The sequence below is a fragment of the Actinocorallia aurea genome, assembly GCF_054783995.1.
The window spans coordinates 1,314,798-1,341,230 of sequence record NZ_BAAGPQ010000002.1 but is presented as its reverse complement, the minus strand read 5'-3'; the positions used below and the strand labels follow the sequence as shown (position 1 = coordinate 1,341,230).

Here is a 26,433-nt window from a genome sequence, read left to right as displayed (position 1 = left end):
GGGGGGGGGGGGGGGGTTAGATTTGGGGGTTTGGAGGAGTTGGTGAGAGGGAGGGGCCGGCGTGTTGTTGGGGGATGGGGAGTTGTTCTTCTCGGTCACGGACTCCAAAGGGGTCATTCGGGAGGGGAACTCGGTGTTCGCGCGGGTTTCGGGGTACGGGCTGGGGGAGATGCTGGGGCGGCCGCACAGCCTGGTCAGGCATGGCGGGATGCCGGGTGGGGTGTTCCGGATTGTGTGGGAGCGGTTGGCGGAGGGAAAGGCGGTTGGGGTTTATGTGCGCAATGCCACGAAGACGGGTGGGGAGTATTGGGTATTTGCCACTATCTGTCCGATAGGGGAGAAATATCTGTCGGTCAGGGTGGTGCCGCGGACCCGGTTGCGGGAGGTCGCGGAGCGGGTTTACGCGCGGGCGCGGAGCGCGGAGGAGGCGCTTCGGGAGAGCGGGGGGAATCGGCGGGACGCCGCCGAGGCGGGGGCGAAGGTGATCGAGGAGGAGCTGCAGGGGTACGGGTACGCCTCCTATGAGGCGTTCATGGTGGAGGCGGCGGCGGCCGAGGTGGCGGCGCGCGGCGCAGGGTCGGTGCGGGTGCACGCGCGGCCGGAGGCGGGCGGGCCAATCGGCGAGGTGCTCGGCGGGACCGAGGAGCTCCAGGGGGTGCTGGGGGAACTGGTCGGGCGGCTCGAGGTGTACCAGCGGGTCTGCGCGGAGCTGACGGGGGCGTCGGAAGAGGTGCTGGAGGTGGCGCGGCGGTTGGAGCGGGCCGTCGGCGCGGCGCAGGACGCCTCGCAGGTGGTCGCCGACGCTCCGGTCCTGGCGAACGTGGCGCGGGTGATGGCGAAGCCGATCGGCGACGCGGTGCTCGCGCTGGAGCGGCTCGGGCCCGAGCTGTCGCGGCTGCGCGGGGACGTGGCCCGGCTGCGGTTCTGGATCGCGCTGGCCCGGGTGCACGCCGAGATGTCCGCGGCGTTCGCGGCCGAGGTGCACGACGGCCTCTCGCCCGGCGCGTCGCTGTCGTCGGTGCCGCTGCTGTGCGACGCGGCCGCGGCAGGGGCGCTGGAGATGGCAGGACACGTGCGCCGGGTCAACACGGGCCTGCACGGGGTCGCGGATCTCGCGGCGCAGGCCGAAGGGCTGATGGAGGACTTCCGGAAGTGGCTCGGCCAGTGGCGCAACCTCGTGCTGCGGCACCGGGTCGGCCCGGAGATCAGCGGGCAGCTCGCGGTGATCGACGGTGAGCTCGCGGCGAGCTGGGACTGGATGCGGACGCTGCGGTGGGAGGGCTACGAGGCGGCCGTGGTGCCGTTCGACGCGGTGCTCATGACCCGTCCGCTGGAGCGGATCGCCCGGGTGCTGTGAGCCCTGGTGCGGTGCGCCCGGGTTCGGCCGCGGGGGCGCGGGGCGCGACGGAGTCCATCGCCGGATCCGACCAGAACGCGATCAGCTCGTCCGGCGCTGCCTCGGGATCGGCCGGGCGGGCGCGCCCGGTCAGCAACTGCCATGCCCCGGTGAGCAGAAGCAGTAGTTGCCCGTCGTCGGTGTAGCCCGTCTGCACGGGTAAAAGACTGCCACTTATCTCGCCGTGCCGAGGTGAATACGCAACGTTCCCGACCCGGAGTGTCCGGTCGCCGTCCTTCACCGCGCCCACGTCGGTAATGTCGGGAAAATGGAAAAGGCGAGAGGGGTGAGTTCTGTCGGACTTGTGTTTATGATCACCTCGTGACGGAAGAGACCGCGCCTCGCGGAGTGGACCCCTCGGTTCCTTCTTCGGCCCGCATCTATGACGCGCTGCTCGGAGGCAAGGACAATTACGAGTCCGACAGGGAAGTCGTCGGCATGCTGACGGAAATGTTCCCGTTCGCACAGGCCACCGCCCTGGAGAACCGCGCCTGGCTGGGCCGCGCGGTGCGCCATCTGGCGGGTGAGGCGGGCATCCGGCAGTTCCTCGACATCGGCGCGGGGCTGCCGACGCAGGAGAACGTCCACCAGGTGGCCCAGGCCGTCGACCCCGACTGCCGGGTCGTCTACGTGGACAACGACCCGATCGTGCTCTCGCACGGCAGGGCGCTGCTCACCGGGACGGAGAACGTCACGGTGTTCGAGGGCGACCTCGCCGACGTCGAGGCGATCCTCGCCGAGGCCCGCGAGTTCCTCGACTTCACGCGGCCCGTGGCGGTCCTGCTCAGCGCGATCCTGCACTTCTTCGACGACGAGGCCGACCCGTACCGGATCGTCGGGGTCCTGCGCGACGCCCTCCCGCCCGGCAGCCACCTCGCCCTGACGCACGGCACCAACGCCGAGGACCGGCCGGACTCCAAGGAGTTCACCGACGCGTACTCCCAGCGGTCCAGCAGCGGCCTGTTCCTGCGCGACGCCGCTCAGGTGGCCCGGTTCCTCGACGGGTTCGAGCCGGTCGATCCCGGAGTCGTCTACGCCGTGCACTGGCGTCCCGAGCCGGGCACCACGCCGCGCCCGGTCGAGCAGGCCCCGGTCTGGGCGGCCGTCGGAAGGATCGTGTAGCCACGACGCGCCGGACCGTCCGCACTGGTGAGAAGGCCCGGCAAGTGATTCGATATGTCCCGCTCATAGTGTTTCGGCGAGGAGTGGGTCATGGGTGTCGTCGCAGGTCTCCTGGGTGCGCTGGACGGTTCGGTCAAGGTGGTGGACCTGACGTCGCCGCTGCACGAGGGGACGCCGATCCTCCAGCTCCCGCCGCCGTTCGCCAACACGATCCAGTTCAGCAGGACCGAGATCAGCCGCTACGACGACCGGGGCCCGGCCTGGTACTGGAACGACTTCGCGTGCGGCGAGCACACCGGCACCCACTTCGACGCGCCGGTGCACTGGATCACCGGCAAAGACGGCGAGGACGTCTCCCAGGTCCCGGCCCGCCGCCTGTTCGGCCAGGCCTGCGTCATCGACGTGACGGCGAGGGTCGAGGAGTACCCCGGCTACCTCCTGACGGTCTCCGACATCCACGAGTGGGAGGCCGAGCACGGCGCCCTCCCGGACAACACGTGGCTGCTGCTGCGCACCGGCTGGTCGGTCCACGGCGAGGACGCCGATAAGTTCCTGAACCCGACCGAGAACGGCCCGATCACCCCGGGCGTGTCCGTCGAGTGCGCCGAGTTCCTCGCGAACGACCCGCGCATCATCGGCCTCGGCGTGGAGACCGTCGGCACGGACGCGGGCGCGGCGCACTCGTTCGACCCCGCCTTCCCGTGCCACCAGTACCTGCTGGGCGCGGGCAAGTACGGCCTGACCCAGCTGCGCAACCTGGCCGAACTGCCGCCGCGCGGCGCGCTGCTCATCGCCGCGCCGCTGCCGATCGTCGGCGGCTCCGGCTCGCCCGCGCGAGTCCTGGCGCTGGTGGACGCGTGAGCCATGAGGGTGCATGAGCGGGTCGCGGAGAAGCTGGTCGAGCTGGGGGTCACCCACGCGTTCGGGGTGATCGGCAGCGGGAACTACGCGGTGACCCGCGGGCTGGTCGAGCGGGGCGTGCGGTACACTGCGGCCCGGCACGAGGGCGGCGCGGCGGCGATGGCCGACGCGTTCGCCCGCCTTTCGGGGACGGTCCCGGTGCTGAGCGTGCACCAGGGCTGCGGGCTGACGAACGCGGTCACCGGGATCGGGGAGGCGGCCAAGAGCGGGACGCCGCTGCTGATCCTGGCGGCCGAGCCGGCGGCCGCGGCGCTGCACTCCAACTTCCGGATCGCCCAGGACCTGCTGGTGGAGTCCGTCGGCGCGGTGTCGGTGCGGATCACCGCCGACAGCGCGGTGCGCGACGTCGTGCTCGCCCACCGCATGGCGCGGGACCAGGGCGTCCCGGTGCTGGTGAACCTCCCGCTGGACGTCCAGGCGGCCGAGAGCACCGAGGCGGACCATCCGCTGCTCGCGCCGCAGGACACGCCGCGGGACACGCCGCAGGCGTCGGCCGCGGACGTCGCGCGGCTGGCGGAGCTGCTGGACGCGGCGCGCCGCCCGGTGATCATCGCCGGGCGCGGCGGCCGTAAGGCGGGGCCAGAACTGCGCGCGCTGGCCGAGGCCTCGGGCGCGCTCCTGGCGACGTCGGCGGTAGCGCGCGGCCTGTTCCACGGCGATCCGTTCGACCTCGACGTCTCGGGCGGCTTCGCCACGCCGCTGGCGGCCGAGCTGATCCAGGGTGCGGATCTGCTCGTCTCCTTCGGCTGCGCCCTCAACATGTGGACGATGAAGCACGGCGCGCTGATCGGGCCGGACACGACCGTCGTCCAGGTGGACCGCGACCCGCTCGCCCCCGGCCGGCACCGTCCGGCCGACCTGGGCGTGGTCGGCGACGCGGCGTCCACGGCGCGGGCCGTCACAGCGGCGCTCGCCGCGCCCAAGGAGGGCTACCGGACGCCCGAGGTGAGCGAACGGATCGCCTTGGAGGGCCGCTGGAAGAGGGTGCCTTACGAGGACCTCGGCAAGAACGGCAGGATCGACCCCCGCACCCTCACCATCGCCCTCGACGGCATGCTGGACCGCGAGCGGGTCCTGGCCGTCGACTCCGGGAACTTCCTCGGCTATCCGACGATGTTCCTCGACGTCCCCGACGAGTTCGGCCTCTGCTTCAGCCAGGCGTTCCAGTCCGTCGGGCTCGGCCTGCCCTCGGCGATCGGCGCGGCGCTGGCCCAGCCGGGGCGGCTGCCGGTCTGCGGGACGGGCGACGGCGGCCTGTTCATGGCCGCCTCGGAGCTGGAGACCGTGGCGCGGCTCGGGCTGCCGATGGTCGTCATCGTCTACAACGACGCCGCCTACGGCGCGGAGATCCACCACTTCGGCAGGACGGCGGCCGACGCCGGCTTCGTGACATTCCCGGACTCCGACATCGCCGCGGTCGCGCGGGGCTACGGCTTCGCCGCGGTGACCGTGCGCGGCGGCGAGGACCTGGGCGAGGTCGCCGAGTGGCTGGCCGGCCCGCGCGACCGGCCGCTGCTGATCGACGCGAAGGTCGCCGACACCGAGCCGTCGTGGTGGCTCGCGGAGGCGTTCAAGGGCCACTGACCCCCGCTCCCACGAAAGGCAGTCCCCCGCCTATGCCCTGCCAGTACTGCGGCGCCGCCTATGGGCACGCCCCCGGATGCCCCTACGCCGCTCCCGTACCGCCGCAGCCCCCGGCCCCGCCGCAGCCCCCGCAGCGGTCTCCCGCGGTCGTCCTCGCCGCGGTCTTCGGGGCGCTCATCGTGCTGTTCGCCCTCGCGGCGGTGGCGTACGCGGTCGTCCCGAAGTATCTGGAGGACGACCCCGCCCCCCGCGTGACGGCTTCGCCGCTGCCCGCCGGGATCACCCGCGAGAACCTCGTCGGCGTCTGGACCGGCGACTACTCGTGCTCGGGGAAGGTGCGCGGGCTCCGCCTGACCGTGGCGCCGGACGGGGCGTCGATGCTGGAGGCCGAGTTCATCTTCTATCGGGACGCGCGGACCGACGGGACGCCGCACGGCCGCTACACGATGGGCGGGTACTTCGCTGGAGGCCGGGTGACGCTCCAGCCCGGGACGTGGATCGACCATCCCGACGACTACGTGATGGTCGGCCTGAGCGGAGAGGTCGCCAGGACGTCCGACGGCGGCCTGACGATGACGGGCACCGCCGACATCTGCGAGAGCTTCGCCCTGCGGAAGCTCGGGGAATGACGCCCGAGAGGCCACCTGTGTCGTATGACCGGAACGTAAGAACAAAATAAGGAACTTTCCTCCCCGATTGAACCGCCTTGATCGCATCCGCGTCTGAGCTGGCATGAGGGAGTTCGTCGAGATTGCCCTGGGAATGCCCACCGTGGTGTTCACGGTGCTGCTCGGCGTGGTCGTCCTGTACTGGGCGCTGGCCATCGCGGGCCTCGACGCGCTCGCCGACGACACTGATCTGCTGGGCGTGCTCGGGCTGCGCGGCATCCCCACCTCGGTGATCGTCTCGCTCTTCGTCGCGGTCACCTGGTTCCTGTGCCTCGCGGGGACGTCGTGGCTCGGACCGAACCCGCTCGTCGTCGTCGGCGCGCTCGCGGGCGGCTGGCTCGCGGCACGGCTCCTGCTCAACCCGCTGCGGTACGTGCTGCCGGAGTCCCCGGTGCCGTCGCGGCACGATTTCGTCGGCCGCCTGTGCGTGGTGCGGACCGGCACGGTGAGCGAGCGCTTCGGCCAGGCCGAGGTGCGCTCAGAGGACGGCTCCACGGCCCTGGTCCAGGTGCGGCGGGTGGGCAGCGAGCCGCTCGGGGCGGGCGACGCAGCACTGATCTTCGACTACGACGCGGCGGGCGAGTTCTTCTGGGTCATGCCCTACGACGCCGCGCTCGACCCGCACCGCAAGGACGTGTAGGCGGCGGCTCCGGCCCTCGCCGAAGGACAGCGCAACAGCCGTGCAAGACCTCCGCGCGCGGCCGGACTCCCGGCCGGGCCGTGCCCGGAGACCCCCTTGAAGGAAGGCTTGAACATGGGCACAGTGACGACCGGCATCGCCGTTCTGGCGGGTGTCGCCCTCCTGATCGTCGTCGGGATGATCTTCATCATCAGCCGGCTCTTCCGCAAGGTGGAGCAGGGCAGGGCGCTGATCGTCTCGAAGGTGAAGAAGGTCGACGTGACCTTCACGGGGGCGGTCGTGCTCCCGGTCCTGCACAAGGCCGAGTTCATGGATATCTCGGTCAAGACCATTGAGATCGCCCGGACCGGACGGGAGGGGCTGATCTGCCGCGACAACATCCGCGCCGACATCCGGATCACCTTCTTCGTCCGGGTGAACAAGACGGTCGAGGACGTCGTGAAGGTCGCCCAGGCGATCGGCACCACCCGCGCCTCGTCGCAGGAGACCCTGCAGGAGCTGTTCAACGCGAAGTTCTCCGAGGCGCTGAAGACGGTCGGCAAGCAGCTCGACTTCGTCGACCTCTACACCAAGCGCAACGAGTTCCGCGACCAGATCATCGCCGTCATCGGCACCGACCTCAACGGCTACAGCCTTGAGGACGCGGCGATCGACTACCTGGAGCAGACCCCCGTCGGCCAGCTCGACCGCAACAACATCCTCGACGCGCAGGGCATCCGCAAGATCACCGAACTGACGGCGATCGAGCACGTCCGCACCAACGAGTTCCAGCGCAACGAGGAGAAGGAGATCACCCGCCAGGACGTGGACGCCCGCGAGGCGATCCTGGAGCTGGAGCGGCGCAGGACCGACGCGGAGATCCGGCAGAAGCGCGAGATCGAGACCGTCCGGGCCCGCGAGGAGGCCGAGACCGCGCGCGTGCAGGCCGAGGAGCGGCTGCGCTCGGAGACCGCGGCGATCAAGACCGACGAGGCGCTGGGCGTCCAGTACGAGAACAAGAACCGCGAGATCGCGGTGGCCGAGCTGAACAAGAAGCGCGTCGTGGCCGTGGAGTCCGAGCGGATCGAGAAGGACAGGCTGCTGGAGGTCGTCGCGCGGGACCGGGCGACGGAGCTCGCGGTCATCGCCAAGGACCGCGAGGTCGAGGGCGAGAAGCGGGACATCGCCGAGGTCGTGCGCGAGCGCGTCGCGGTGGAGAAGACCGTGGTCGAGCAGGAGGAGAACATCAAGCGCGTCCGGGTGGTCGAGGAGGCCGAGCGGATGCGCCAGGCCACGATCATCGCCGCGGAGGCCGAGGCGCAGGAGAGCCTCGTCAAGGACATCAAGGCGGCCGAGGCCGCCGAGACCGCCGCCGGGTTCAAGGCGCGCGAGGCGATCATCCTGGCCGAGTCCAAGCAGCAGGCCGCCGAGCTGGAGGCGCAGGCGATGATCCGCCTGGCCGAGGGCAAGCAGGCGGACGCCGCGGCGGAGGGCCTCGCCGAGGCCGCGGTCCGCGAGCGCGGCGCCGAGGCGATCGAGCGTGAGGGCCGCGCGGAGGCCCAGGTGCGCAGGGAGAAGGCGCTGGCCGAGGCGGAAGGCGCGGAGAAACTGGGTCTCGCGCAGGCCCAGGTGGCGCGGGAGAAGGCGCTGGCCGAGGCCGAGGGCGCGGAGAAGCTGGGCCTGGCGGAGGCCCAGGTCGCCGAGCAGAAGGGCAGGGCGCAGGCCGTCGCCGATCGGGAGATCGCCCTGGCCGGGGCGGACGCGCTGCGCGAGAAGCTGAAGGGCGAGGCCGAGGGCCTCACCGAGAAGGCCGCGGCGATGGCCGCGCTCACCGAGGCGAGCCGGGGCCACGAGGAGTTCCGCCTCACCCTGGAGGCCGAGAAGGAGCTGCGGATGGCCGGCATCGAGATGCAGCGCGACGTCGCCAAGGCGCAGGCCGAGGTCCTCGCCAAGGGCCTGGAGAGCGCCGACATCGACATCGTCGGCGGCGACAGCGTCTTCTTCGACAAGCTCGTCGGCGCGGTGGCGCTCGGCAAGAGCGCGGACGCGGTCGTGGCGAACGCGCCGCTCACCGGGGAGCTCGTCACCGGCCTGGTCGGTGAGGTGCTGGAGCGGGTCAACGGGAAGGGCAAGTGACCCAAGAGAAGGCACGAGAGACGGCACAGGAGCAGGCGCCAGGGCTCGACGCCGGGACCTACGAGGTCCTCAGGTCCCGGCTGGCGGCCCAGGCCGCCGCCCTGAAGGAGCGGGCGGCGGCGCTGAACGAGGAGCGCACCGCGGTCTTCGGCGGCGCGGAGCTGCGCCTGGTGGGCACCGAGCGGATCAGGACCGAGAACCACTGCGTGCCGCGCGACATCGTCGCGGTCGGCGGAGTGATGCTCTTCGGCTACAACGTGTTCGTCGGCCTGCGGCCGGAGACCGCGGTCTCCGACGTGTTCTCGGCGCACGCGTTCGCCCGCGACGGGGAGCGGTTCGCCTTCACCCCGACGGACGCGCCCCTGCTGGCCGAGCCGGGGTTCGTCAAGGACTTCGGCGACCTGTACCGGTACTACCGCGACGCCAGGCTCATGCGGCTGCGGCTGCTGGACGGCAAACTCCTCGCGGTGTTCCAGACCGGCACCGACCAGCGGGTGCTGCGCTGGTCCGCCGACGGGACGTACCTGGATAACCGGGGTGAGCGCGACAACGTCCACCCGCCCGCGTTCGACTTCGCGTGGACCGACGCGACGCGGGCCGACCACGTCGAGGGCCGGCACCCGCACATCTCGATCCAGGGCGAGGTGTTCGTCGAGACCGTCGGCGGCGACCTCACCATCAAGATCGAGAACAACACCGAGACGGGCGAGGGCGTCTACAGCGAGCCCGTCGACGAGCCGCTCCAGTCGCTCGCCGACGCCGACGTCTCCCACGCCAGGGTCGGCGCGCTGATCCTGCTGCGCATCCGGCCCTACAACGAGGACGCGGTCCGCCACCTCGTCTTCAACACGCGCACCAAGACCGTCGTCCGCCTGGACGGCCTGGGGCAGGCGTGCAGGCGGCTCCCTGAGGACCACGGGATCATCTTCCCGGGCGGCTTCTACCTGGAGACCGACGCGGTGAAGACGTTCGACACGGCCACCGAGGGGCTGGAGTTCGAACGGCTCATCAAGGCGGGCAACGGGGAGGACGTCATGTACGTCTTCCACGACCGCGCCGAAGGCCGCTCCCTCCTGCTGCCCTACAACGTGATCCGCAAGGAGGTCGCGGCCCCGATCGTCTGCCACGGCTACTCGCTGTTCGACGACGGGACCCTCATCGTCTTCCGGGCGGACTCCGACGAGCCGTCCAGGTCGCATCCGATGCAGATCTGGGAGACCCCGTTCAAACCGGACGAGGCCGCCCCGGTCGGGACGGGACCGCTGGAGCGGATCGGGAACGCCGACCTGGTCAGGGGGATCTCCGACTGTCTGTCGGTGGCCCGCATGGCCGCCGAGATGACACCGACGACGCAGGTGTTCGAGGCGCTGATCGCGGCCTGCGTGAGCGCCGCCGACCACCACCACTGGCTGGCCGAGCACGGCCTCGCCGAGCCGCTGGCCGAGGTCAAGGCGACCGCGTCGCAGGTGCTTGAGGAGTTCGAGTCGGTCCGGGAGCTGACCTCGCGGGCCGCGGAGGCGGTCGAGGAGGCCGCCGCCGAGATCGCCGCGCTCGTGCGCCGGATCCGGGCCGAGGTCCCGGCGACGGCCGACGACTGGGTGGGCCGCCTCGCGGCGCTGCGCGGCTGGCAGGGCCACCTGGTGACGCTGCGCGAGCTGCGGTACGTGGACCTTGCACGCCTGGACGCGCTCGCCGCGGGCCTCACCGAGGACCTGGCCGCCGCCGCCCAGCGGGCCGTGGAGTTCCTGGGCCGTCCCGAGGCGTTCGACGGCTACCGCATCGAGGTGGCCGAACTCGCCGAACGCGCGGGCGGCCTCGGCTCGGTCGCCGAGGCCGGACCGGTCGCCGAGCGGCTCGCGGAGCAGGCGGCGGCCCTGGAGGGCGTCACCGAGATCGTCGGGTCGCTGGAGTTCGCCGACACGACGGTCCGGACGGGCGTTCTGGCCGGGATCGGCGAGGTGCTGGGCGGGGTCAACCGGGCCCGCGCGATCCTCGACGGCCGCCGCAGGGACCTCCTGGAGGTCGAGGGCCGGGCCGCGTTCGCCGCGGAGTTCGCGCTGCTCGGCCAGGCCGTGACGGCGGCGCTGGCCGCCGCGTCCGACCCGGAGTCCTGCGACGACCAACTCGGCAGGATCCTGCTCCGGATCGACGCCCTCGAATCGCGTTTCGCGGAATTCGACGACTTCCTCGGCGAGCTCGCCGCGAAACGCGAGGACCTCTACGAGGCCTTCTCCTCGCGCAAGCAGGCCCTGCTGGACGAGCGGACACGCCGCGCTGATCGCCTTGTGGCGTCGGCGGACCGGGTGCTGGCCGGGGTCGGCAGGCGGGTCGCGGGACTGGGCTCGCCGGAGGAGGTCAACACCTTCTTCGCCACCGACGCGATGGTCGCGAAACTCCAGGCGACGGCCGCCGAACTGCGCGCGCTGGGCGACCCCGTCCGGGCCGACGAGCTGGACGGCAGGGTCAAGGCGGCCCGCCAGGAGGCGGGCCGGGCGCTGCGCGACAGGCTCGACCTGTTCGAAGGCGACACGATCAGGCTCGGTGAGCACCGCTTCACCGTCGATGACCAGCCCACGGAGCTCACCCTCGTCCCGCACGAGGGCGGCCTCGCCTTCACCGTGACGGGCACGGACTACCGGCAGCCCGTCGCGGATCCCGGTTTCGAGGACACCCGCCCGTACTGGTCACAGTCCTTGGTGTCGGAGACTGCCGACGTCTACCGGGCGGAGTACCTCGCGGCGTCCCTCCTGGCCGAGGTGATGGCCGGAGACCCGCTCGCCGAACGCGTCCGGGAGGCGGCCGCCGAGCGCTACGACGAAGGCTACGAGCGCGGGGTGCACGACCACGACGCCGCGCTCATCCTGGAGCGCCTGGTGGAGCTGCGGGACGGCGCGGGCCTGCTCAGGTTCGGCGCGTCCGCCCGCGCCGCCGCCCAGCTCTTCTGGGCGCACCGCGCGCCCGAGGGGGAGCGGGAAGGCTGGCGGATCAGGGCCGCCTCGCTGAGCCGGGCCCGTGAGCTGTTCGGCGCCGCCCCCGCGCTGGCGGAGCTGGCCGCCGAACTCGCCGAGCGGATCGGCGGCGACCACGCCCGCGAGGCCGGCGAGTACCTCGTCGCTGAGCTCGCCGAGCCGACCGGGGCGTCGTTCGTCACCGGCAAGGCGGCGCGTGAGCTGCTCGACGGCTTCCACCGGACGCTCGGGGGACGCCGCGAAGGCTATGCCCGCGACCTCGTGGCCCTTCCCGAGCTGAAGGAGCGGGCGCAGCTCGTCGAGGCGTGGCTGAGCGCGTACGCCGAGGGCAAAGGCGTCTCCTCGGACGACCTCCCCGAGGCGGTCGCCCTGGAGCTGTGTCCCGACCTGCCGAGGCGCGACGCCGCTACGGGCGTCTCCGGAGCCGTCGAAGGGCTCCTCGGCACCCACCCGCGCATCACGGGAGGCCGCCTCGACCTGCGCTTGGACGAGTTCCTGGCGCGCACACGGCGGTTCACCGAGGAGCGGGTGCCCGGGTTCCGCGCCTACCAGCGCCGCCGCAACGAGCTCGTGGAACGCGAGCGGGAGCGGCTGCGGCTGTCGGAGTTCCAGCCCAAGGTGATGTCGGCGTTCGTCCGCAACCGGCTGCTGGACGAGGTGTACCTGCCGCTCATCGGCGCGAACCTCGCCAAGCAGCTCGGCGCGGCGGGCGCGCAGCGGCGCACCGACCAGATGGGCATGCTGCTGCTCATCTCCCCGCCCGGCTACGGCAAGACGACCCTGATGGAGTACGTCGCCTCCCGCCTCGGGATGGTGTTCGTCAAGGTCAACGGGCCCGCGCTCGGCCACGAGGTCACCTCCCTCGACCCGGCCGACGCCCCCGACGCCACCGCCCGGCAGGAGGTGGAGAAGATCAACTTCGCCTTGGAGCTGGGCAACAACGCCCTGCTCTACCTTGACGACATCCAGCACACCTCGCCGGAGCTGCTCCAGAAGTTCATCTCCCTGTGCGACGCCCAGCGCCGCATCGAGGGCGTGTGGAACGGCCGGAGCCGCACCTACGACCTGCGCGGCAAGCGCTTCGCCGTCTGCATGGCGGGCAACCCCTACACCGAGTCGGGGCAGCGCTTCAAGATCCCCGACATGCTCGCCAACCGGGCCGACGTGTGGAACCTGGGCGACGTGCTCGCCGGGCGCGACGACGTCTTCGCGCTCTCCTACATCGAGAACGCGCTCACCTCCAACCCGGTGCTCGCGCCGCTGTCGACCCGCGACCGGGGCGACGTGGAGCTGCTGGTCCGGATGGCCGGGGGCGAGGCGGAGATCCGCCCCGACAGGCTCGCCCACCCCTACGGGCGGGTCGAGCTGGAGCAGGTCCTCGCGGTGCTGCGCAAGATGCTGCGGGCGCAGAAGGTGGTCCTGGCCAACAACAGGGCCTACATCGCCTCGGCCGCGCAGTCCGACACGAGCCGCACCGAGCCGCGCTTCCAGCTCCAGGGCTCCTACCGGAACATGAACAAGCTGGCCGAGCGGATCGTCCCGGTGCTGAACGACGCCGAACTGGAGTCGCTCATCGACGACCACTACGCGGGCGAGGCGCAGACCCTGACGACGGGGGCGGAGGCGAACCTGCTGAAGCTCGCCGAGCTGCGGGGCACCCTGACGCCCGAGCAGGAGCGCCGCTGGGCGGAGGTCAAGGCGTCGTTCCTGCGCGCCCGCGCGCTGGGCGCGTCCGGCGACGATCCCGTCGCCCGGGCCGTCGGCGCGCTCGGCCTGCTCGCCGACAGGCTCGCCGCGATCCAGGCGGCCCTGGAGGACCGTCCCTGATCCCCGAACCCGGCGTGGCGGGAGACGCGCCGGGTTCAGGGATGGGCCAGATGCGTCAGCCCGGCGCCGTCCTCGAGGCCCAGCCCCGCCATGAGCAGGCACGCCAAGAGCAGCACTGCGATGGTGACGTGGGTCCGGACGGGGTGGTGGCCGTACCCCGACGTCACCCGGCAGACCGCCATCAGGAACCGCCACCAGGCCGACGGATGGGACTTGCGGTAGATCTCGGCGGCCCGGTACCGGAACTCGCGCGCCTGGTCCGGGTCGTCGGTCGCCTCGGCGAACCGCCGGTACAGGTCCGCGGTCCACGGAGCGGGCTCCTCGGGGAGCCGCCCGGGGAACCGGCAGCCCCGCAGGCTCAGGCCCGAGAGGTCGGCCGACTCGAACAGGCACGCGCCGAGGTCGACGCCGGTCAGCCGGGTCGCGCCGGCGACCGTCCCGGTGAGGGTGAGCGGGCCGCCGCCGTCCAGGTGCAGGTCGGTGGCGGTGGTGTGCGAGAGGTCGGCGCGGGTGCGCAGCCGGGTGGTGTGCAGCACCGCGTTGCGGATGCTCACGTGCGGCGCGGTCGCGGTGAGCCGCAGGGTCCGCGACGCGCGCGCGGAGTTCAGGCTGAGCCTGCCGCCGACGGTGAGCGGGCCGAGCCAGGCGCAGTCGCGGAAGGCGGCCCGGTCCAGCAGCAGATGCCGCTCCACCGACCCGTGCCGCCACGACACCGGGGAGCCGAACCGGGTCTCCTGCGCCTGCACGTCCCGGGCGCAGGTCGCGCGGTCGAGGTCGGCGGCGCCGGAGAACCAGGCGCCGGTGAAGGCCACGTCGGTGTGCCAGCGCACGCAGGTGAACAGCGCGTCGCCGTTGAACCGGGCCCCGGTGAAGCCCGCGTGCCGCAGGAACACCGCGTGGTCGAAGGTGACGCCCCGGTGGAACACCGCCTCGTGGAATCCGGCGTTCCCGGCGAAGACCGCGTCGCGGAACGCGGTGCCGCGGCGGAACTCGGCCCGGTCGAAGGACACGTCGCCCTCGAAGACGACCCCGCGGAAGTCGGCGCAGTCCAGCAGCGCGTCGTCGAAGCGGCAGCGGCCGAGGCGGACCACCCCGTCCGGTCCGGCGGCCGCGGTGCGGACGGCCTCCCATGCCGCCGCGTCGACGGTCGTGCCGCGCAGATCCAGGCTCCCCCCGGGTTGCAGCTCCACATTCCACGTTGTACTCCGCACGGAGCGTCGGCGGAAGTGTCCCCCGTGTGATGGTCCCGGACGGGGTCCGGAAGTGGCCGGGCGGATTCCCCCGATGCGGGACGCGGCGTACGTTCCGGGCACTGAGAGGGGTGTTCTGTGGGTCGGACGTGGTTCGTGCTGGCGGTCGTGCTCGGTGCCCTGCTCGTCGGAGTTCCCGCCCGCGCAGAGAGCGCGGTGCCGAGGTTCCCGGCGGACTTCCTGTGGGGCGTGTCGTCCTCGGGCTTCCAGTCGGAGGGGAGCTTCCCGGACAGCAACTGGACGCGCTACGTCGAGTCCGCCGGGAACAAGGAGCCCTACAAGAACGCGGTCGACTTCCGGCACCGCTATCGCGAGGACGTCCAGCGGGCCGGCGACCTCGGCGTCGGCGTCTTCCGGACGTCCGTCGAGTGGGCGCGGGTCGAGCCGGAGAAGGGCGCCTGGGACTGGGACGAGGTGGCCTACTACGACGATCTGATCGCGGCGATCCGGGCCGAGGGCATGCGCCCGATGATCACCCTGAACCACTGGGTGCACCCCGGCTGGGTGGCCGACCAGGGGTCGTGGGCCAACGCCGCGACGGCCGACGACTGGCTGCGCTTCGTGGCGTTCGTCGCCGACAGGTACCGCGGCCTGGGCATCGTGTGGATCACCTTCAACGAGGCGAGCCAGTACGTCTTCCATGAGGTGGCCGAAGGCAGCGTCTCGGTCTTGGACGTGCCGAAGATGCGCAGGAACCTTGTGCGCGCCCACCGGACCGCCTACGACCTGATCCACGCCGCGGACCCGGCGGCGAAGGTGTCCACGAACATCGCCTACGGCACCGTGCTGAACGGGCTGTTCGACCAGGCCCTGTTCACCCAGGTGACCGACAAGATGGACTTCATCGGCGTCGACTACTACTACGGCGCGAGCGTCTTCAACCTCTCCGCGGTGAACGCCGCCACCGGCGCCCTCTGGAAGGTCAAGCCCGAGCCGGAAGGGCTGTACCACGTCCTGCGCGACTACCAGCGGCGGCTTCCGCATCTGCCGGTCTTCGTCGTGGAGGCCGGCATGCCGACCGACGGCGGCCAGGCCCGCGCCGACGGCTACACGCGCTCGGACCACCTGCGCGACCACCTCTACTGGGTGCAGCGCGCCATGGCCGACGGCGTGAAGATGATGGGCTTCAACTACTGGTCCCTCACCGACAACTACGAGTGGGGCTCCTACCGGCCGCGGTTCGGCCTCTACACGGTGGACGCCGCGACCGATCCCGCCCTGGTCCGCAGGCCCACCGACGCCGTCGCCACGTACCGGGAGACGATCGCCGCGCGGGGCGTCCCGGCCGGGTACACGCCGGTGATCCCGCCCGCCTGGTGCTCGTGGGAGGGCGCCCTGCAGAGCTGTCTGGAGACCCTGCCGACGCCTCCCGCCTGAGTCCGCGGACGCACCCGAAAACCGTCGGCGAGGATTCCCCGGGCCGCCCTGGTGGCAGTAAGTGGGGGGTGGCTATTCTTCGGGACTGACCAGTGGGTAACATCGACCGAACGATATTCGGTTTCCTCAGGTAAGGTGCTCTCATGGAACTGAACGGAGTCTCCGCCGTCGTCTCTGGTGGCGCGAGCGGTCTCGGCGAGGCGGTCGTCCGTGACCTCGCGGCCAAGGGTGCGAAGGTCGTCATCGCCGACCTCAACGAGGCCAAGGGCAAGGCGCTGGCCGACGAAGTCGGCGGTATCTTCGTCCAGACGGACGTCACCGACGAGGCCCAGGTGCAGGCCGCCGTCCAGGCCGCCGTCGACACCGGCGCGCCGCTGCGCGTCGTCGTCAACAGCGCCGGCATCGGCTGGGCCACCCGGACCGTCGGCAAGGGCAACGTCCCGCACCCGCTGGAGCCCTTCGAGAAGGTCATCCAGATCAACCTGATCGGCACCTTCAACCTGATGCGCCTCGGCGCGGCCGCCATGGGCGCCACCGAGCCCGCCGACGCCGACGGCGCCCGCGGCGTCGTCATCAACACCGCGTCCGTCGCCGCACTCGAGGGCCAGACGGGCCAGCTCGCCTACTCCGCCTCCAAGGGCGCGATCGTGGCCATGACCCTGCCCGCCGCCCGCGACCTCTCCGCGATCGGCGTCCGGGTCAACACCATCTGCCCCGGCATCATCGACACCCCCATCTACGGTGAGGGCGAGGCCGCCGAGGCGTTCAAGGCGAAGCTGTACGCGCCGGTGCCGTTCCCCAAGCGCATGGGCAAGGCGACCGAGTTCTCGCACCTCGCGCTCGCGCTCATCGAGAACGACTACATGAACGCCGAGACCGTCCGGTTCGACGGCGGCATCCGCTTCCAGCCGAAGTAAGGCAGGGTCAGACATGAGCGACGCAGTTCTCGTCGAAGAAGACGGTGGCGTTCTCGTCATCACGATCAACCGCCCCGAGGCCAAGAACGCCATCAACGGCGAGGTGGCCAAGGGTGTCGGCGCGGCCCTCGACCTGCTCGACAGCCGCAAGGACCTCGCGGTCGGCATCATCACCGGCGCGGGCGGCACCTTCTGCTCCGGCATGGACCTCAAGGGCTTCCTGACGGGCGAGCTGCCGTTCACCCCCGAGCGGGGCTTCGCGGGCATCGTGCAGAAGCCGCCGGCGACCCCGCTGATCGCGGCCGTCGAGGGCTACGCCCTCGCGGGCGGCTGCGAGATCGCGCTGGCGACGGACATGATCGTGGCGTCCTCGGCCGCCAAGTTCGGTCTGCCCGAGCCCAAGCGCGGCCTGGTCGCGGCGGCCGGCGGCCTCATGCGCCTGCCCAAGCGGATTCCGTTCCACATCGCCATGGAGATGGCCCTGACGGGCGACTTCTACGGCACGGAGCAGCTCGCCGCGTTCGGCCTGATCAACCGGATCGCCGAGCCCGGCAAGGCGCTGGAGACCGCCAAGGAGCTGGCCGCCAAGATCGCGGAGAACGCTCCGCTGGCGCTGGCCGGCACCAAGAAGATCATCGTCGAGTCCGCCGAGTGGTCCACGGAAGAGATGTGGGACAAGCAGGGCGAGATCTCGAACCCGATCTTCGGCTCCAAGGACGCGCAGGAGGGCCCCCGGGCCTTCGCCGAGAAGCGCAAGCCGAACTGGAGCGGCGAGTAGCCTTCCGCACTCCCGATCCAGGCGTTCCGCCGCAGGCCGTGCCCGCAAGGGTGCGGCCTGCGCCGTTTCCGGGGCCGGCGGGCCTGCCGTCCCGTGACCGACCATCCCGGGACCCCGTCCGGGACTTCCGTTCCCCGCGCTCCGGTCCCGTCCGGGTCATCGGATCGCCAGCCGGAGACGGATGAGGAAACGGAATTCTTTACCTTCGCCCACAGTTGGTTAAGGAATCTTTCAGGTTTTCCCCGCATTGTGTGTTGTGCCGGGCGGAACCGCCCGGCGCCGACAGACCGCAGCCGGGGGGACACGTGACCGAGGAGACGCCGCAGTACGCCGCCTACAGGTTGCGTCCCGCGAAGCGGCGCGGGCCGCGGGCCGGCGGCATGATCGTGGCGATGGGCGTCGCCCTGTCCCTCGGGCTCGCCGGAGGCGCGGCCGGAGCCGTCGGCGCGATCTCCCTCACCGGGGGCGGCGCCACCGCGGTGACCGTCGCCAACGGGATCGCCGCGCACACCACCGTCAGCGAGATCGCCGCGAACGTGCAGCCCTCGGTCGTCTCCGTCACCGCGGTCTCGGCGAACACGCAGGCCACCGGCTCCGGGGTGGTGCTGCGCGCCGACGGGATGATCGTCACCAACGACCACGTCGTCTCCGACGCCGGCGAGATCACCGTCAAGTTCAGCGACGGGACCACCTCGCCCGCCCGGGTCGTCGGCACCAGCCCCGACCACGACCTCGCCGTCATCAAAGCGACGCGTTCGGGCAAGGCCGCCACTCCGGCGACGCTCGGCGACAGCCGGTCCCTGGCCGTCGGCGACACGGTGATCGCCGTCGGCAGCCCTCTCGGCCTCGACGGCTCGGTCACCGCGGGCATCGTCAGCGCGCTGAACCGGGCGGTCAAGGAGACCGGCGGAGCCGTCATCCAGAACGCCATCCAGACGGACGCCGCGATCAACCCGGGCAACTCCGGCGGCGCGCTCGCCGACGGCACGGGCCGGATCATCGGGATCAACACCGCGATCGCCACGACCAGCACCGCGGCGGGGAGCGTCGGCGTCGGGTTCGCGATCCCGGGCGAGTCCGTCAAGGCGGTGACCGACAAGATCATCGCCAGTCACGCGTCAGTCCCGAACTGACGCCCTGAGACCGGCGGGGTCGGAGGCCACTGGGGGGTGGAGTCTCCGATCCCGCCGCTTCGCCGGGGCGCCCCGGGCCCGGCCCTTTTCCGGTCCCGTTCCGGGGTCAGGCGGGGTCGGTGGAGCGCAGGCGCTTGCGCGGTCTGGCCTTCTCGGCCTTGGCGAGGCGGTGCCGCAGCGAGGCGAGGAACATCTCGCGGGGCGCCGTGCGGACCGACTCGGGCAGCCGCGGATAGACCAGCCTGAGCAGGTTGATCAGGACGAGGAAGCGGCGCTCGCGCGCGGGCGACCACGGCCAGCCGTACGCCGAGCGCAGCGGCTCCGGCATGAGGCCCGCCGAGGCGAGCCGGACCGCCACCAGCGCCGGACGGCGGTACCAGGGGGCCTTCGGGTGCAGCACGAGCCGGGCGACCTCCTTGGACGCCGGGGTCAGCTCGAAGCTCTCGACCATTTTGCGGTAGTAGGCCTTGAACTCCTTGAGGTCGGCGGGCTGCAGGTCCGCGGGCGCGCCGAGGATCTGGGCGTAGATCCTGGTCTGCTGGTAGTACTCCTCGAGTTCGGCCTCCGAGAGCCGGCCGAAGAGCGCCTGGTAGAGCCGCGCGGAGACGTCGAAGAGGGTGGCGCCCACCCAGACCTTCAGCTCCGGGTCCTGGGCGTCGTAGCCGGGGCCGTTCACCTTGTCGTGCATCTTCCCGACGAAGGCGCTGACGCGCTCGGCCTCCTCCCGTGTCCCGAAGTGGACGGCGGTCAGCCACTCCATGGTGCCGCGCAGCCGTAGCAACGGGTCGTCGAACGTGTAACTGTGGTCGTGGACGCCCTGGCCCACGCCGGGATGGGACGTCTGGAGGATGGAGGCCACGCCGCCCCCGAGCAGGAGGACGCCCTCTTGGGTGACGCGCCGGATGACGTCGCCGTCCTTGAACAGACCGGGTTCGCTCATGGGACGAGTGTAAGTAAGTACTTGCAGTACTCTCCAGGGCCGGGCGATATTGCGTCGCGCACTCGGCGGGAGTTTCCGATAATGGAGGCATGTCCGCCAGCGAACCCCTGCGCATCGACGTCACGTCCGACGTCTCGGTCGTGGTCCCGGAAACCGAGCTGAGCTGGCGCTTCTCCCGCTCCTCCGGGCCCGGCGGCCAGCACGTCAACACCTCGTCCACCGCGGCCGAGCTGACCTTCGACGTCGCCGGATCGCCCTCGATCCCCGAGAACCTCCGCGACCGCGCGCTGCGGCGGCTCGCCGGCCGACTCGTCGCCGGGGCCGTCACCATCCGCGCCGAGGAGTTCCGCTCCCAACTGCGCAACCGCGAAGCCGCCCGCGAGCGCCTCGCCGACCTCCTGCGCACCGCCCTCGCCCCGCCGCCCAAGAAGCGCAAGGCCACCCGGCCCTCCCGCGGCGCGGTGCAGCGGCGGCTCGACAACAAGAAGCGCCGCTCGACCCTCAAAGAGGGCCGGCGGCGCGACTGGTAGCGGGCTTCGGCGTCAGATGCCGAGGTCGTTCGACAGCGGGCTCGACAGCGGCGACGGGCGCAGGTCGTCGTCGTCCTTGTAAAGCGACGGCGAAGAGGCCGACACGGCCCCGGGAGCCACGGCGGACACCGCGGCCGGCGAGGCGAGCGGCTTCACCTGCTCGACCGGCTCGGCCGGAACCGGCGGCAGCGGCGCCGTCTGGCTCGGCCGCGGCTCGGCCACCGGCGCGGCCGGACGGGTCGGCGCGGGCTTGCGGACCGGCTTGGCGACGGCGTCCTCCACCATCTTCTCCAGCGGCCCCGCCTCGTTCTCCGCCCGCAGCAGCGCGCTGAGGGTGTGGCTGATCTCGGTCAGCCGCTGCAGCGCCGAAGAGTGGTTCTTCGTGACGTGGTTCAGCCGCTCGGTCGCGTCCTCGTTGATGACGGTCGCGCGCCGCTCGGCCTGCGTCAGGGTGCGCTCGGCCTCCAGCCGGGCACTCGTGACGGTCTGCTCGGCCTCGTGCTTGGCGGCCGTCAGCACCTTCTCCGACTCGTTCTTCGCCGCGTTGAGCACCTGCCCCGCCTTGTCCTGCGCGGTGGCGACGTCGCGCTCGGCCTGGCCGCGGGCGTCGTCGATGATGCGCTTGGACTCCTTCTCGGCGCCCTCGCGGATCTGCTTGCCGGTGTCCTCGGCCTGCGAGATCTTCTCCTTCGCCTCGTCCTCGGCGAGGTTGATGATCTGGCGGAGCCGGTCGCTGAGGTCGTCACCGGTGGGCTTGCGCGCCTCGCGGACCTCGACCATCTCGCGGCGGGTGCGCTCGACGTCGTCGAGCGACCGCTGGAGGCGTGCCTCCAGGTCGCGGATCTGGTTCTGGTAGCGGGTGATCATCTCGTCGACCTGACGGCGGTTGTAGCCCCGCATCACGATCTCGAACTGCTCGTCCCGGAGAAGGTTCGGGAGGATCTCTGCTTCGTTGCTCATGGCGCCTCAGGCGGTCGGCCCCGTGACCGGGGAATCTGCTGGTGTCGGTTCGGTTAGGGGCGCTGGGGTGACCCCTGATACTGGCTTCAGTACAGGCTTCAAGGCTGACTCTGGTCCGGTCTGACCTGTTCGCGCAACCGAAACGCCGGTACTCGCGTGAATTGCGGGTCGCCGTCGGGGTCGGCACCCCGAACCAGACACAATACGGCTCATGACGAATCTGGGCGCACTGGGCGCATACGAGCCGGAAGTCCACCCGACGGCATGGATCGCGCCCGGCGCGATCGTCGTCGGAAAGGTCAGCCTCGGCGCGGACTCCAGCGTTTGGTACGGGACGGTCCTGCGCGCCGACGAGGAGGCCGTCATCGTCGGCGAGGGCGTGAACATCCAGGACCTGAGCTGCATGCACTCCGACCCCGGCATGCCCGCGGTCCTCGAAGACCGCGTCTCCCTCGGCCACAAGGCGATGGTGCACGGCGCGCACGTCGAGACCGGCGCGCTCATCGGCATCGGCGCCATCGTGCTCAACGGCGCCCGCATCGGCGCGCACACCCTCGTCGCCGCAGGGGCCCTCGTGACCCCCGGCAAGAAATTCCCCTCCGGAGTCCTGGTCGCCGGAGCCCCCGCGCGCGTCGTAAGAGAACTGAACGACAACGACCGTCTCGTCCTGGAGCACACCTCCACCCACTACATGGAGAAGGCGCGCCAGCACCGAGAGGTCGAATGGAGGTAATCAATTAGCATGGCCCGCGTGGGATGGGGACCGGGAGAATCGCGGCGGGACGATCCGTTCGACGCCGCCGAGCGGGCGGTGCGCGACGTCGTCGGAGCCGAGTGGTGGGCCACCGCCCGGCCCGGGCAGCGCGAGCACGCGCTCGCGGCGCAGGTCGTGGAACTGCCGGACGGGTCCCAGTGGCTGTTCGGGGCGTGGGCGCGGTGGTACCGCAAGCACGCCGGGGACACGCAGTGGTACCTGTGCCCGCCGCCTTACGCCGCGCATGTGCGGGCCTCGGGGAAGCAGGCGCAGGCCGGCTCCCCGCCGCCCCCGCATGTGGTGCCGCTCGGGCCCGACTTCGCGGGGTCCGCGGCCCGCGCGCTGCCGGTGTTCGGCGGCGACCTGTCCGCGCTGACCGACCGCGTCCGGGCCACCGTGACGTCGGCGGCCATGCTCAGCCCGCAGGACCACCCGATACCGGAGAACCCCGCGCGATGGCTCGCCGAGTTCTCCACGGCGGGGCCCAGCACCGTCGCCGCGTGCTGGGGCACGATGCTGTGGTGCGCCGCCGCGCCGGTCTTCGACGGCCTTGAGGACGAACGCCTCCTCGACGTGTGGAAGCAGTACCGGGCCGCGCCCCTGCCCCGCGTCGCGGGTCCGCGCTGGCTCACCCCGCCGACCCTGGAACAGCTCGTCTCCCTCTACACCGAGCGGCTGCGCGCGCACCGCGTCGAGTCGGCCGTCGTCGTCCTGCGCACGATGTGGGCGATCGCCTCGGTGCTGCGCGACGAGCCGCGGTTCGCCGCGCGGGCCGAGGCGCTGCTGGCCGTCCTCGGCAGCACGCTCGCCGACCCGCAGGTCGACTACGGGGCGCTGGCGCACGGCGACGCCGCCGTCGCCCAGCTGTGGATCACCCGCTGCCCGCCGCACCTCACCCCCGCGCTCAGGGTGGAGAGCTCGCCCGGCGACGGCTTCCGGCACGCCTTCTACGACTTCGCGCAGACCCTCGTCGGCGCCGCCGGAGAACCGGCCGCCGCCGCGTTCGTCGAGCCCCGGCTGATCGCCGCGGCGCTGCTCGCCGCCGACCTGTCGGTGGTCCGCCAGGACGTCGTGCAGGAGGTGTCCCGCTGGCTCGACCCCGAGCTGCGCTTCACCGTCCAGGCGATGGTCGCGCAGGCGGGCCACCCGCTGCGCCGCCGCTTCTGGCCCGAGGGGAACCTGCTTCCCGAGCCGCTGCGGACCGGCATCGCCGCCGACCGCGCGGAAGTGCTGGCCGCCCTGTGCGCCCTCGACCTCGCCTGGTGCCGCCTCGGCGGCGGCATCCCCGCGCGGCCGCGCGGATTCCCCGCCGCGATCGCGGTGCTCGCCGAACTCGTCGGCGTCGCGCGGGCCACCGCCACGACGCCCGAGCTGTCCGAGCACGTGTGGGGCGGCCGGCGTCCGCAGGAGACCGATCAGCGGCCGCAGCCTCCGGTTCAGCCGCAACCCCAGCCGCAACCCCCAATACAGCCGCAGGTGCAGCCGCAGCCCGGGCCCGAGGCGTGGAGCCCGCAGCAGCCGCAGGAGCCCTCCGCCGGGCCGGACCCCCGGCAGCAGCAGCCGCAGGCCGGCGCGCCCTGGGACGTGCAGCAGCCCGCCACGCCCTGGTCGCCGCAGGCCGGGCCGCAGGGCGACCCGAACCGCGTCGAGGAGCCCGCCGCCCACGACCAGCAGGCGCAGCCGTGGCAGGCCGAACAGGCCGCGCAGCCGGGTGTGCGCAGGCCCGCCGCGGCCCAGCGCGGCCCGACGGCCGAGGAACTCGCCCAGAACGCCGGGAAGGTGTTCGAGAAGGCCTGGGGCCGGGCCCGGCGGCTCGGCGGCCGGCTGCTCGGCGGCGGCGCCCCCGAGGCCCAGCCCGACGCGTACACGACGGGGCCGGTCGGCTTCGACCGCCCCGACGGACCGAGCCAGCCGCCCGTGCCGACCCCGCAGGCCCCCGCGCCCGCGCACGGGACCATGATCATGTCGGAGACCATGGTCGGGGACATCCTCGACTACGCCCCCACGCCCTCCCGCCCGGTCCGCGACATCGCCCCGCCGCCCGAGGGCCCGCCGGAGGCGGCGACGGTCACCCGGCGCGGCGTCACGTTCGTCTACGACCCGCGCTCCGACGCCGAGGCCTTCCTGGACGCGCTGCCCGCGCCCGCGTTCGCCGCGGACTCCACACAGGTCTACCGGCCGCCCACGCCCGAGAACCCGCTCACGATGCTCGACCAGGACGTCGCCGGGCTGCTCCGCGAGGCGCGCGCCGCGCAGGCGGACCCCGCCGACGCCCAGCGCACGATGGTGGCCCCGCCCGGCGCGTTCGAGCCCGCGCCCGAACGGCCCGCCGAGCCGCCGCGCACGATGGTCGCGCCGCCCGGCGCGTTCGGCCTCGACGACGAGTCGACGGTCCCGGACGCGCAGGGCCCGCAGGAGCGGGGCGGCTTCGATCCCCAGGCCACGATGCTCGACCAGGGCGGTTCCGGCAGGCCCGCCGCGCCGCCCGTGGACCCGCACGCGACGATCTTCGACCCGGCCGGGCCGCACCGTCCTCGTCCCGTCGACCCGCAGGCGACCATGTTCGACCCGCCCGCGCCCTCCGGCCCCGCTTCTTCCGGCAGGCCTTCTTCCCGCCCTGGTCCTTCCGGTCCTCCCGGCCATGGGGCGTTCGATCCGCAGGCCACCGCCTTCGATCCGCAGGCGACCATGTTCGACCCGGGGGTCCGGGGGAGGCCCGCGGAGCCGCAGGCCACGGTCTTCGACGCGGGCGTCGGCGGCGCCACCCGGCTCGACGGCGGCCCGCCCCCGACGCGGGCGGAGCCCGCCCACACCGGTCCGGTCGCCGTGTCCGTGCTGCTCGTCGGCACCCCGCACACCGGCCAGCGCAGGTTCGCCCGGATGATCTCCTCGGTCGTCTCCGACGGCGCGCTGGTCGTCCGGGACGCCGAGGACCTCCGCGGCCTCGCGCTGGAGCGGCTGGCGACCCTGTTCGACCCGGGCGGCTCGCCGGTCCTGCTGGAGCGCCTGGACGTCGCGCTGCTGGACGCCAACGACCCCGCGGTGTTCCTGCGCACCCTGCGGACGGTCCGGACCCGCGCCCGCACCCCCCTGATCGCCACCTGCGACCCGCGCTCCTACCGGCGGATCGCCGAGGAGTACCCGGAGCTCGCGCGCGTCTTCCGGGTCTACGAGCTGCCGGAGCTGCGCGACGCCGAGGAGCGCACGACCCTGCTGCGGGTGCTGGCCGACGAGCGCCGCGCGTCCCTCGACACCGTCGCGTGGGCGGCGGTCCGCGAGGACCTGGTGCGCCTCAGGGGCCCGGGGGACCTCACGGCGGCCCGGTTGGTGGAGACGTACCTGGAGCGGGCCTACAACCGCGCTCTGGGCCGCGGAGGGGGTGCCGCGGAACGCCTGGTCCTCCAGGCCGCCGACTTCGCGGGCGTGGCCGAGTCGATCGAGCCCGCGCTGCACCCCGCCGGAGACGTCGACGGCTACCTCGACCTCCTCGGCGAGATGGTCGGCCTGGACGAGGCGAAGGCCGCCGTGGAGAGGCTCGCGCGGGAGGCCGACGGGCCCGTCAACCTCGCCTTCGAGGGGCCCGCGGGCACCGGCAAGGCGACCGTCGCGGCATTGGTCGCGGGGATCTTCGGCGCCCTGGGCCTGCTCCCCTCCGGCCATCTCATCCAGTGCCGGCCCGAGCACATCGTCGGCCGCGACGCGCTGGAGACCGAACTGCGCACGGCGGGGATCGTCCGGCAGGCCGAGGGCGGCGTGCTGCTCGTGCAGAAGGCCGACGGGCTCACCCCCGAAGCCGTCGCCGAGCTGTTCCGCGGCCTGCGCGAGCACCCCTACATGCTGGTGCTCGCCGCGACGGACATCGACCCGTTCCTCACCGCCAACCCCGACATCGCCGCGACGTTCGAGCGGGTGGACTTCCCCGCCCCGTCGGACCGCGAGCTGGTCCAGATGTTCGTGCGGCTCGCCGAGAAGAAGCTCTACATGGTGGACGAGGAGCTGCGCCTCGAGCTGATGACCCGGTTCGCCCGGTTCCGCGACAGCGAGAACTTCGCCTTCGGCCGGACCGTGCAGGCCTGGTTCGACGAGACCCTCGCCCGGCAGAGCCGCCGGATCTCCGGCCAGGCGGGCGCCGACGGCCACGTCGCGGCCCGCCTCACCACCCGTGACCTGCCCGAGTCCGGCCTGGACCGGATGCTCGGCGACCTCCAGCAGACCCGCCGCCCGCAGGGGGAGTGACGGGGCGGGCGGCACCCGCGAGGGCTAGGACGGCGCTAACGCGAATAGCCCCGGGCTAGCCCGCATGGGTCATGGGATCCCGCCTTCCCGCCGCGTAGCCTTGAAGCCGGAGCGGGCAAGGAGGAGGTGCACGGTGCGTTTGTCAGAACTCGACCGGCGGCTGCACGACGACGTCGCGTTGGGCGAGATCGAGCTGGTGTCGGAACTGCTGAGCGCGGTCGCCGTGGCCGACCGGCGGCTCACCGAGGCCGAGATAGACATCGTGCTCGGCGTGTGCGAGGAACCGGCGGTAGAGCGCCGTTGACGTCCGCCCGAG

General features: G+C 72.2%; 19 protein-coding genes and 1 pseudogene. 17 read left to right on the top strand and 3 right to left on the bottom strand.

Annotation, left to right across the window (positions count from 1 at the left end; translation table 11 throughout):
• Positions 1-61 precede the first annotated feature (61 nt).
• The 9 genes and pseudogenes from ACYVOM_RS06500 to ACYVOM_RS06460 form a co-directional block, all read left to right on the top strand.
• Positions 62-325 (top strand): annotated as a pseudogene (locus ACYVOM_RS06500) (PAS domain-containing protein); the annotation flags it as partial.
• Between the two features lie 51 nt (positions 326-376).
• On the top strand, positions 377-1,357 hold the full coding sequence (locus ACYVOM_RS06495) for a PAS domain-containing protein (RefSeq protein ID WP_460302364.1): 981 nt from the start codon (positions 377-379) through the stop codon (positions 1,355-1,357).
• 360 nt (positions 1,358-1,717) lie between these two features.
• Positions 1,718-2,518 (top strand): SAM-dependent methyltransferase, encoded by an 801-nt coding sequence (locus ACYVOM_RS06490; protein WP_460302280.1) that lies wholly within the window; start codon positions 1,718-1,720, stop codon positions 2,516-2,518.
• Between the two features lie 90 nt (positions 2,519-2,608).
• A complete protein-coding gene (locus tag ACYVOM_RS06485) occupies positions 2,609-3,379 on the top strand; it encodes a cyclase family protein (protein ID WP_460302279.1) in 771 nt (256 codons plus the stop codon).
• 3 nt (positions 3,380-3,382) lie between these two features.
• The gene (locus ACYVOM_RS06480) at positions 3,383-5,023 is read left to right on the top strand and encodes a thiamine pyrophosphate-binding protein (RefSeq protein WP_460302278.1); all 1,641 of its coding nucleotides are present in this window, start codon (positions 3,383-3,385) and stop codon (positions 5,021-5,023) included.
• 32 nt (positions 5,024-5,055) lie between these two features.
• The gene (locus tag ACYVOM_RS06475) at positions 5,056-5,652 is read left to right on the top strand and encodes a hypothetical protein (RefSeq protein ID WP_460302277.1); all 597 of its coding nucleotides are present in this window, start codon (positions 5,056-5,058) and stop codon (positions 5,650-5,652) included.
• Between the two features lie 103 nt (positions 5,653-5,755).
• Entirely contained in the window at positions 5,756-6,331 is a 576-nt protein-coding gene (locus ACYVOM_RS06470; RefSeq protein ID WP_460302276.1) for a hypothetical protein, read from the top strand.
• A gap of 114 nt (positions 6,332-6,445) precedes the next feature.
• A complete protein-coding gene (locus ACYVOM_RS06465) occupies positions 6,446-8,446 on the top strand; it encodes a flotillin family protein (RefSeq protein WP_460302275.1) in 2,001 nt (666 codons plus the stop codon).
• Positions 8,443-13,242 (top strand): DNA repair ATPase, encoded by a 4,800-nt coding sequence (locus ACYVOM_RS06460; RefSeq protein WP_460302274.1) that lies wholly within the window; start codon positions 8,443-8,445, stop codon positions 13,240-13,242. The genes ACYVOM_RS06465 and ACYVOM_RS06460 overlap by 4 nt, the downstream gene beginning before the upstream one ends.
• A gap of 35 nt (positions 13,243-13,277) precedes the next feature.
• On the opposite strand, the gene ACYVOM_RS06455 is transcribed toward ACYVOM_RS06460, so the two are convergent.
• Positions 13,278-14,432, bottom strand: coding sequence for a pentapeptide repeat-containing protein (locus ACYVOM_RS06455; protein ID WP_460302273.1), 1,155 nt, complete (start codon positions 14,430-14,432; stop codon positions 13,278-13,280).
• Positions 14,433-14,570: 138 nt separating this feature from the next.
• Between ACYVOM_RS06455 and ACYVOM_RS06450 the strand changes: the two genes are divergently transcribed.
• The 4 genes from ACYVOM_RS06450 to ACYVOM_RS06435 all read left to right on the top strand — a co-directional run bounded on the left by ACYVOM_RS06450 (position 14,571) and on the right by ACYVOM_RS06435 (position 18,697).
• Positions 14,571-15,869, top strand: coding sequence for a glycoside hydrolase family 1 protein (locus ACYVOM_RS06450; RefSeq protein ID WP_460302272.1), 1,299 nt, complete (start codon positions 14,571-14,573; stop codon positions 15,867-15,869).
• 143 nt (positions 15,870-16,012) lie between these two features.
• Entirely contained in the window at positions 16,013-16,786 is a 774-nt protein-coding gene (locus tag ACYVOM_RS06445; RefSeq protein ID WP_460302271.1) for an SDR family NAD(P)-dependent oxidoreductase, read from the top strand.
• Positions 16,787-16,799: 13 nt separating this feature from the next.
• Positions 16,800-17,564, top strand: a complete 765-nt coding sequence (locus ACYVOM_RS06440; RefSeq protein ID WP_460302270.1) for a crotonase/enoyl-CoA hydratase family protein — start codon at positions 16,800-16,802, stop codon at positions 17,562-17,564.
• A 305-nt stretch (positions 17,565-17,869) separates the two neighbouring features.
• The gene (locus tag ACYVOM_RS06435; protein ID WP_460302269.1) at positions 17,870-18,697 is read left to right on the top strand and encodes a S1C family serine protease; all 828 of its coding nucleotides are present in this window, start codon (positions 17,870-17,872) and stop codon (positions 18,695-18,697) included.
• 106 nt (positions 18,698-18,803) lie between these two features.
• Here the strand turns inward: ACYVOM_RS06435 and ACYVOM_RS06430 are convergent, their stop codons facing one another.
• Positions 18,804-19,637, bottom strand: coding sequence for an oxygenase MpaB family protein (locus ACYVOM_RS06430; protein ID WP_460302268.1), 834 nt, complete (start codon positions 19,635-19,637; stop codon positions 18,804-18,806).
• 89 nt (positions 19,638-19,726) lie between these two features.
• On the opposite strand from ACYVOM_RS06430, the gene arfB reads away from it, so the two are divergent.
• Positions 19,727-20,167 carry an alternative ribosome rescue aminoacyl-tRNA hydrolase ArfB gene (gene arfB, locus ACYVOM_RS06425; protein WP_460302267.1) on the top strand — a complete coding sequence of 147 codons (441 nt, stop codon included), beginning with the start codon at positions 19,727-19,729 and terminating at the stop codon, positions 20,165-20,167.
• A gap of 12 nt (positions 20,168-20,179) precedes the next feature.
• Here the strand turns inward: arfB and ACYVOM_RS06420 are convergent, their stop codons facing one another.
• A complete protein-coding gene (locus tag ACYVOM_RS06420) occupies positions 20,180-21,127 on the bottom strand; it encodes a DivIVA domain-containing protein (protein WP_460302266.1) in 948 nt (315 codons plus the stop codon).
• 211 nt (positions 21,128-21,338) lie between these two features.
• On the opposite strand from ACYVOM_RS06420, the gene ACYVOM_RS06415 reads away from it, so the two are divergent.
• The 3 genes from ACYVOM_RS06415 (at position 21,339) to ACYVOM_RS06405 (ending at position 26,421) form a co-directional block, all read left to right on the top strand.
• Positions 21,339-21,860 carry a gamma carbonic anhydrase family protein gene (locus ACYVOM_RS06415; RefSeq protein WP_460302265.1) on the top strand — a complete coding sequence of 174 codons (522 nt, stop codon included), beginning with the start codon at positions 21,339-21,341 and terminating at the stop codon, positions 21,858-21,860.
• Between the two features lie 18 nt (positions 21,861-21,878).
• Positions 21,879-26,117 (top strand): hypothetical protein, encoded by a 4,239-nt coding sequence (locus ACYVOM_RS06410; RefSeq protein WP_460302264.1) that lies wholly within the window; start codon positions 21,879-21,881, stop codon positions 26,115-26,117.
• A gap of 133 nt (positions 26,118-26,250) precedes the next feature.
• Entirely contained in the window at positions 26,251-26,421 is a 171-nt protein-coding gene (locus ACYVOM_RS06405) for a hypothetical protein (RefSeq protein WP_170201811.1), read from the top strand.
• Positions 26,422-26,433: the final 12 nt, after the last annotated feature.

Excerpts from the sequence above, each read along its gene's own strand:
- ACYVOM_RS06485 (WP_460302279.1), top strand. The coding sequence starts at position 2,609 with ATGGGTGTCGTCGCAGGTCTCCTGGGTGCGCTGGACGGTTCGGTCAAG.
- ACYVOM_RS06480 (WP_460302278.1), top strand. The coding sequence starts at position 3,383 with ATGAGGGTGCATGAGCGGGTCGCGGAGAAGCTGGTCGAGCTGGGGGTC.
- ACYVOM_RS06475 (WP_460302277.1), top strand. The coding sequence starts at position 5,056 with ATGCCCTGCCAGTACTGCGGCGCCGCCTATGGGCACGCCCCCGGATGC.
- ACYVOM_RS06470 (WP_460302276.1), top strand. The coding sequence starts at position 5,756 with ATGAGGGAGTTCGTCGAGATTGCCCTGGGAATGCCCACCGTGGTGTTC.
- ACYVOM_RS06465 (WP_460302275.1), top strand. The coding sequence starts at position 6,446 with ATGGGCACAGTGACGACCGGCATCGCCGTTCTGGCGGGTGTCGCCCTC.
- ACYVOM_RS06445 (WP_460302271.1), top strand. The coding sequence starts at position 16,013 with ATGGAACTGAACGGAGTCTCCGCCGTCGTCTCTGGTGGCGCGAGCGGT.
- ACYVOM_RS06440 (WP_460302270.1), top strand. The coding sequence starts at position 16,800 with ATGAGCGACGCAGTTCTCGTCGAAGAAGACGGTGGCGTTCTCGTCATC.
- ACYVOM_RS06430 (WP_460302268.1), bottom strand. The coding sequence starts at position 19,637 with ATGAGCGAACCCGGTCTGTTCAAGGACGGCGACGTCATCCGGCGCGTC.
- arfB (WP_460302267.1), top strand. The coding sequence starts at position 19,727 with ATGTCCGCCAGCGAACCCCTGCGCATCGACGTCACGTCCGACGTCTCG.
- ACYVOM_RS06420 (WP_460302266.1), bottom strand. The coding sequence starts at position 21,127 with ATGAGCAACGAAGCAGAGATCCTCCCGAACCTTCTCCGGGACGAGCAG.
- ACYVOM_RS06415 (WP_460302265.1), top strand. The coding sequence starts at position 21,339 with ATGACGAATCTGGGCGCACTGGGCGCATACGAGCCGGAAGTCCACCCG.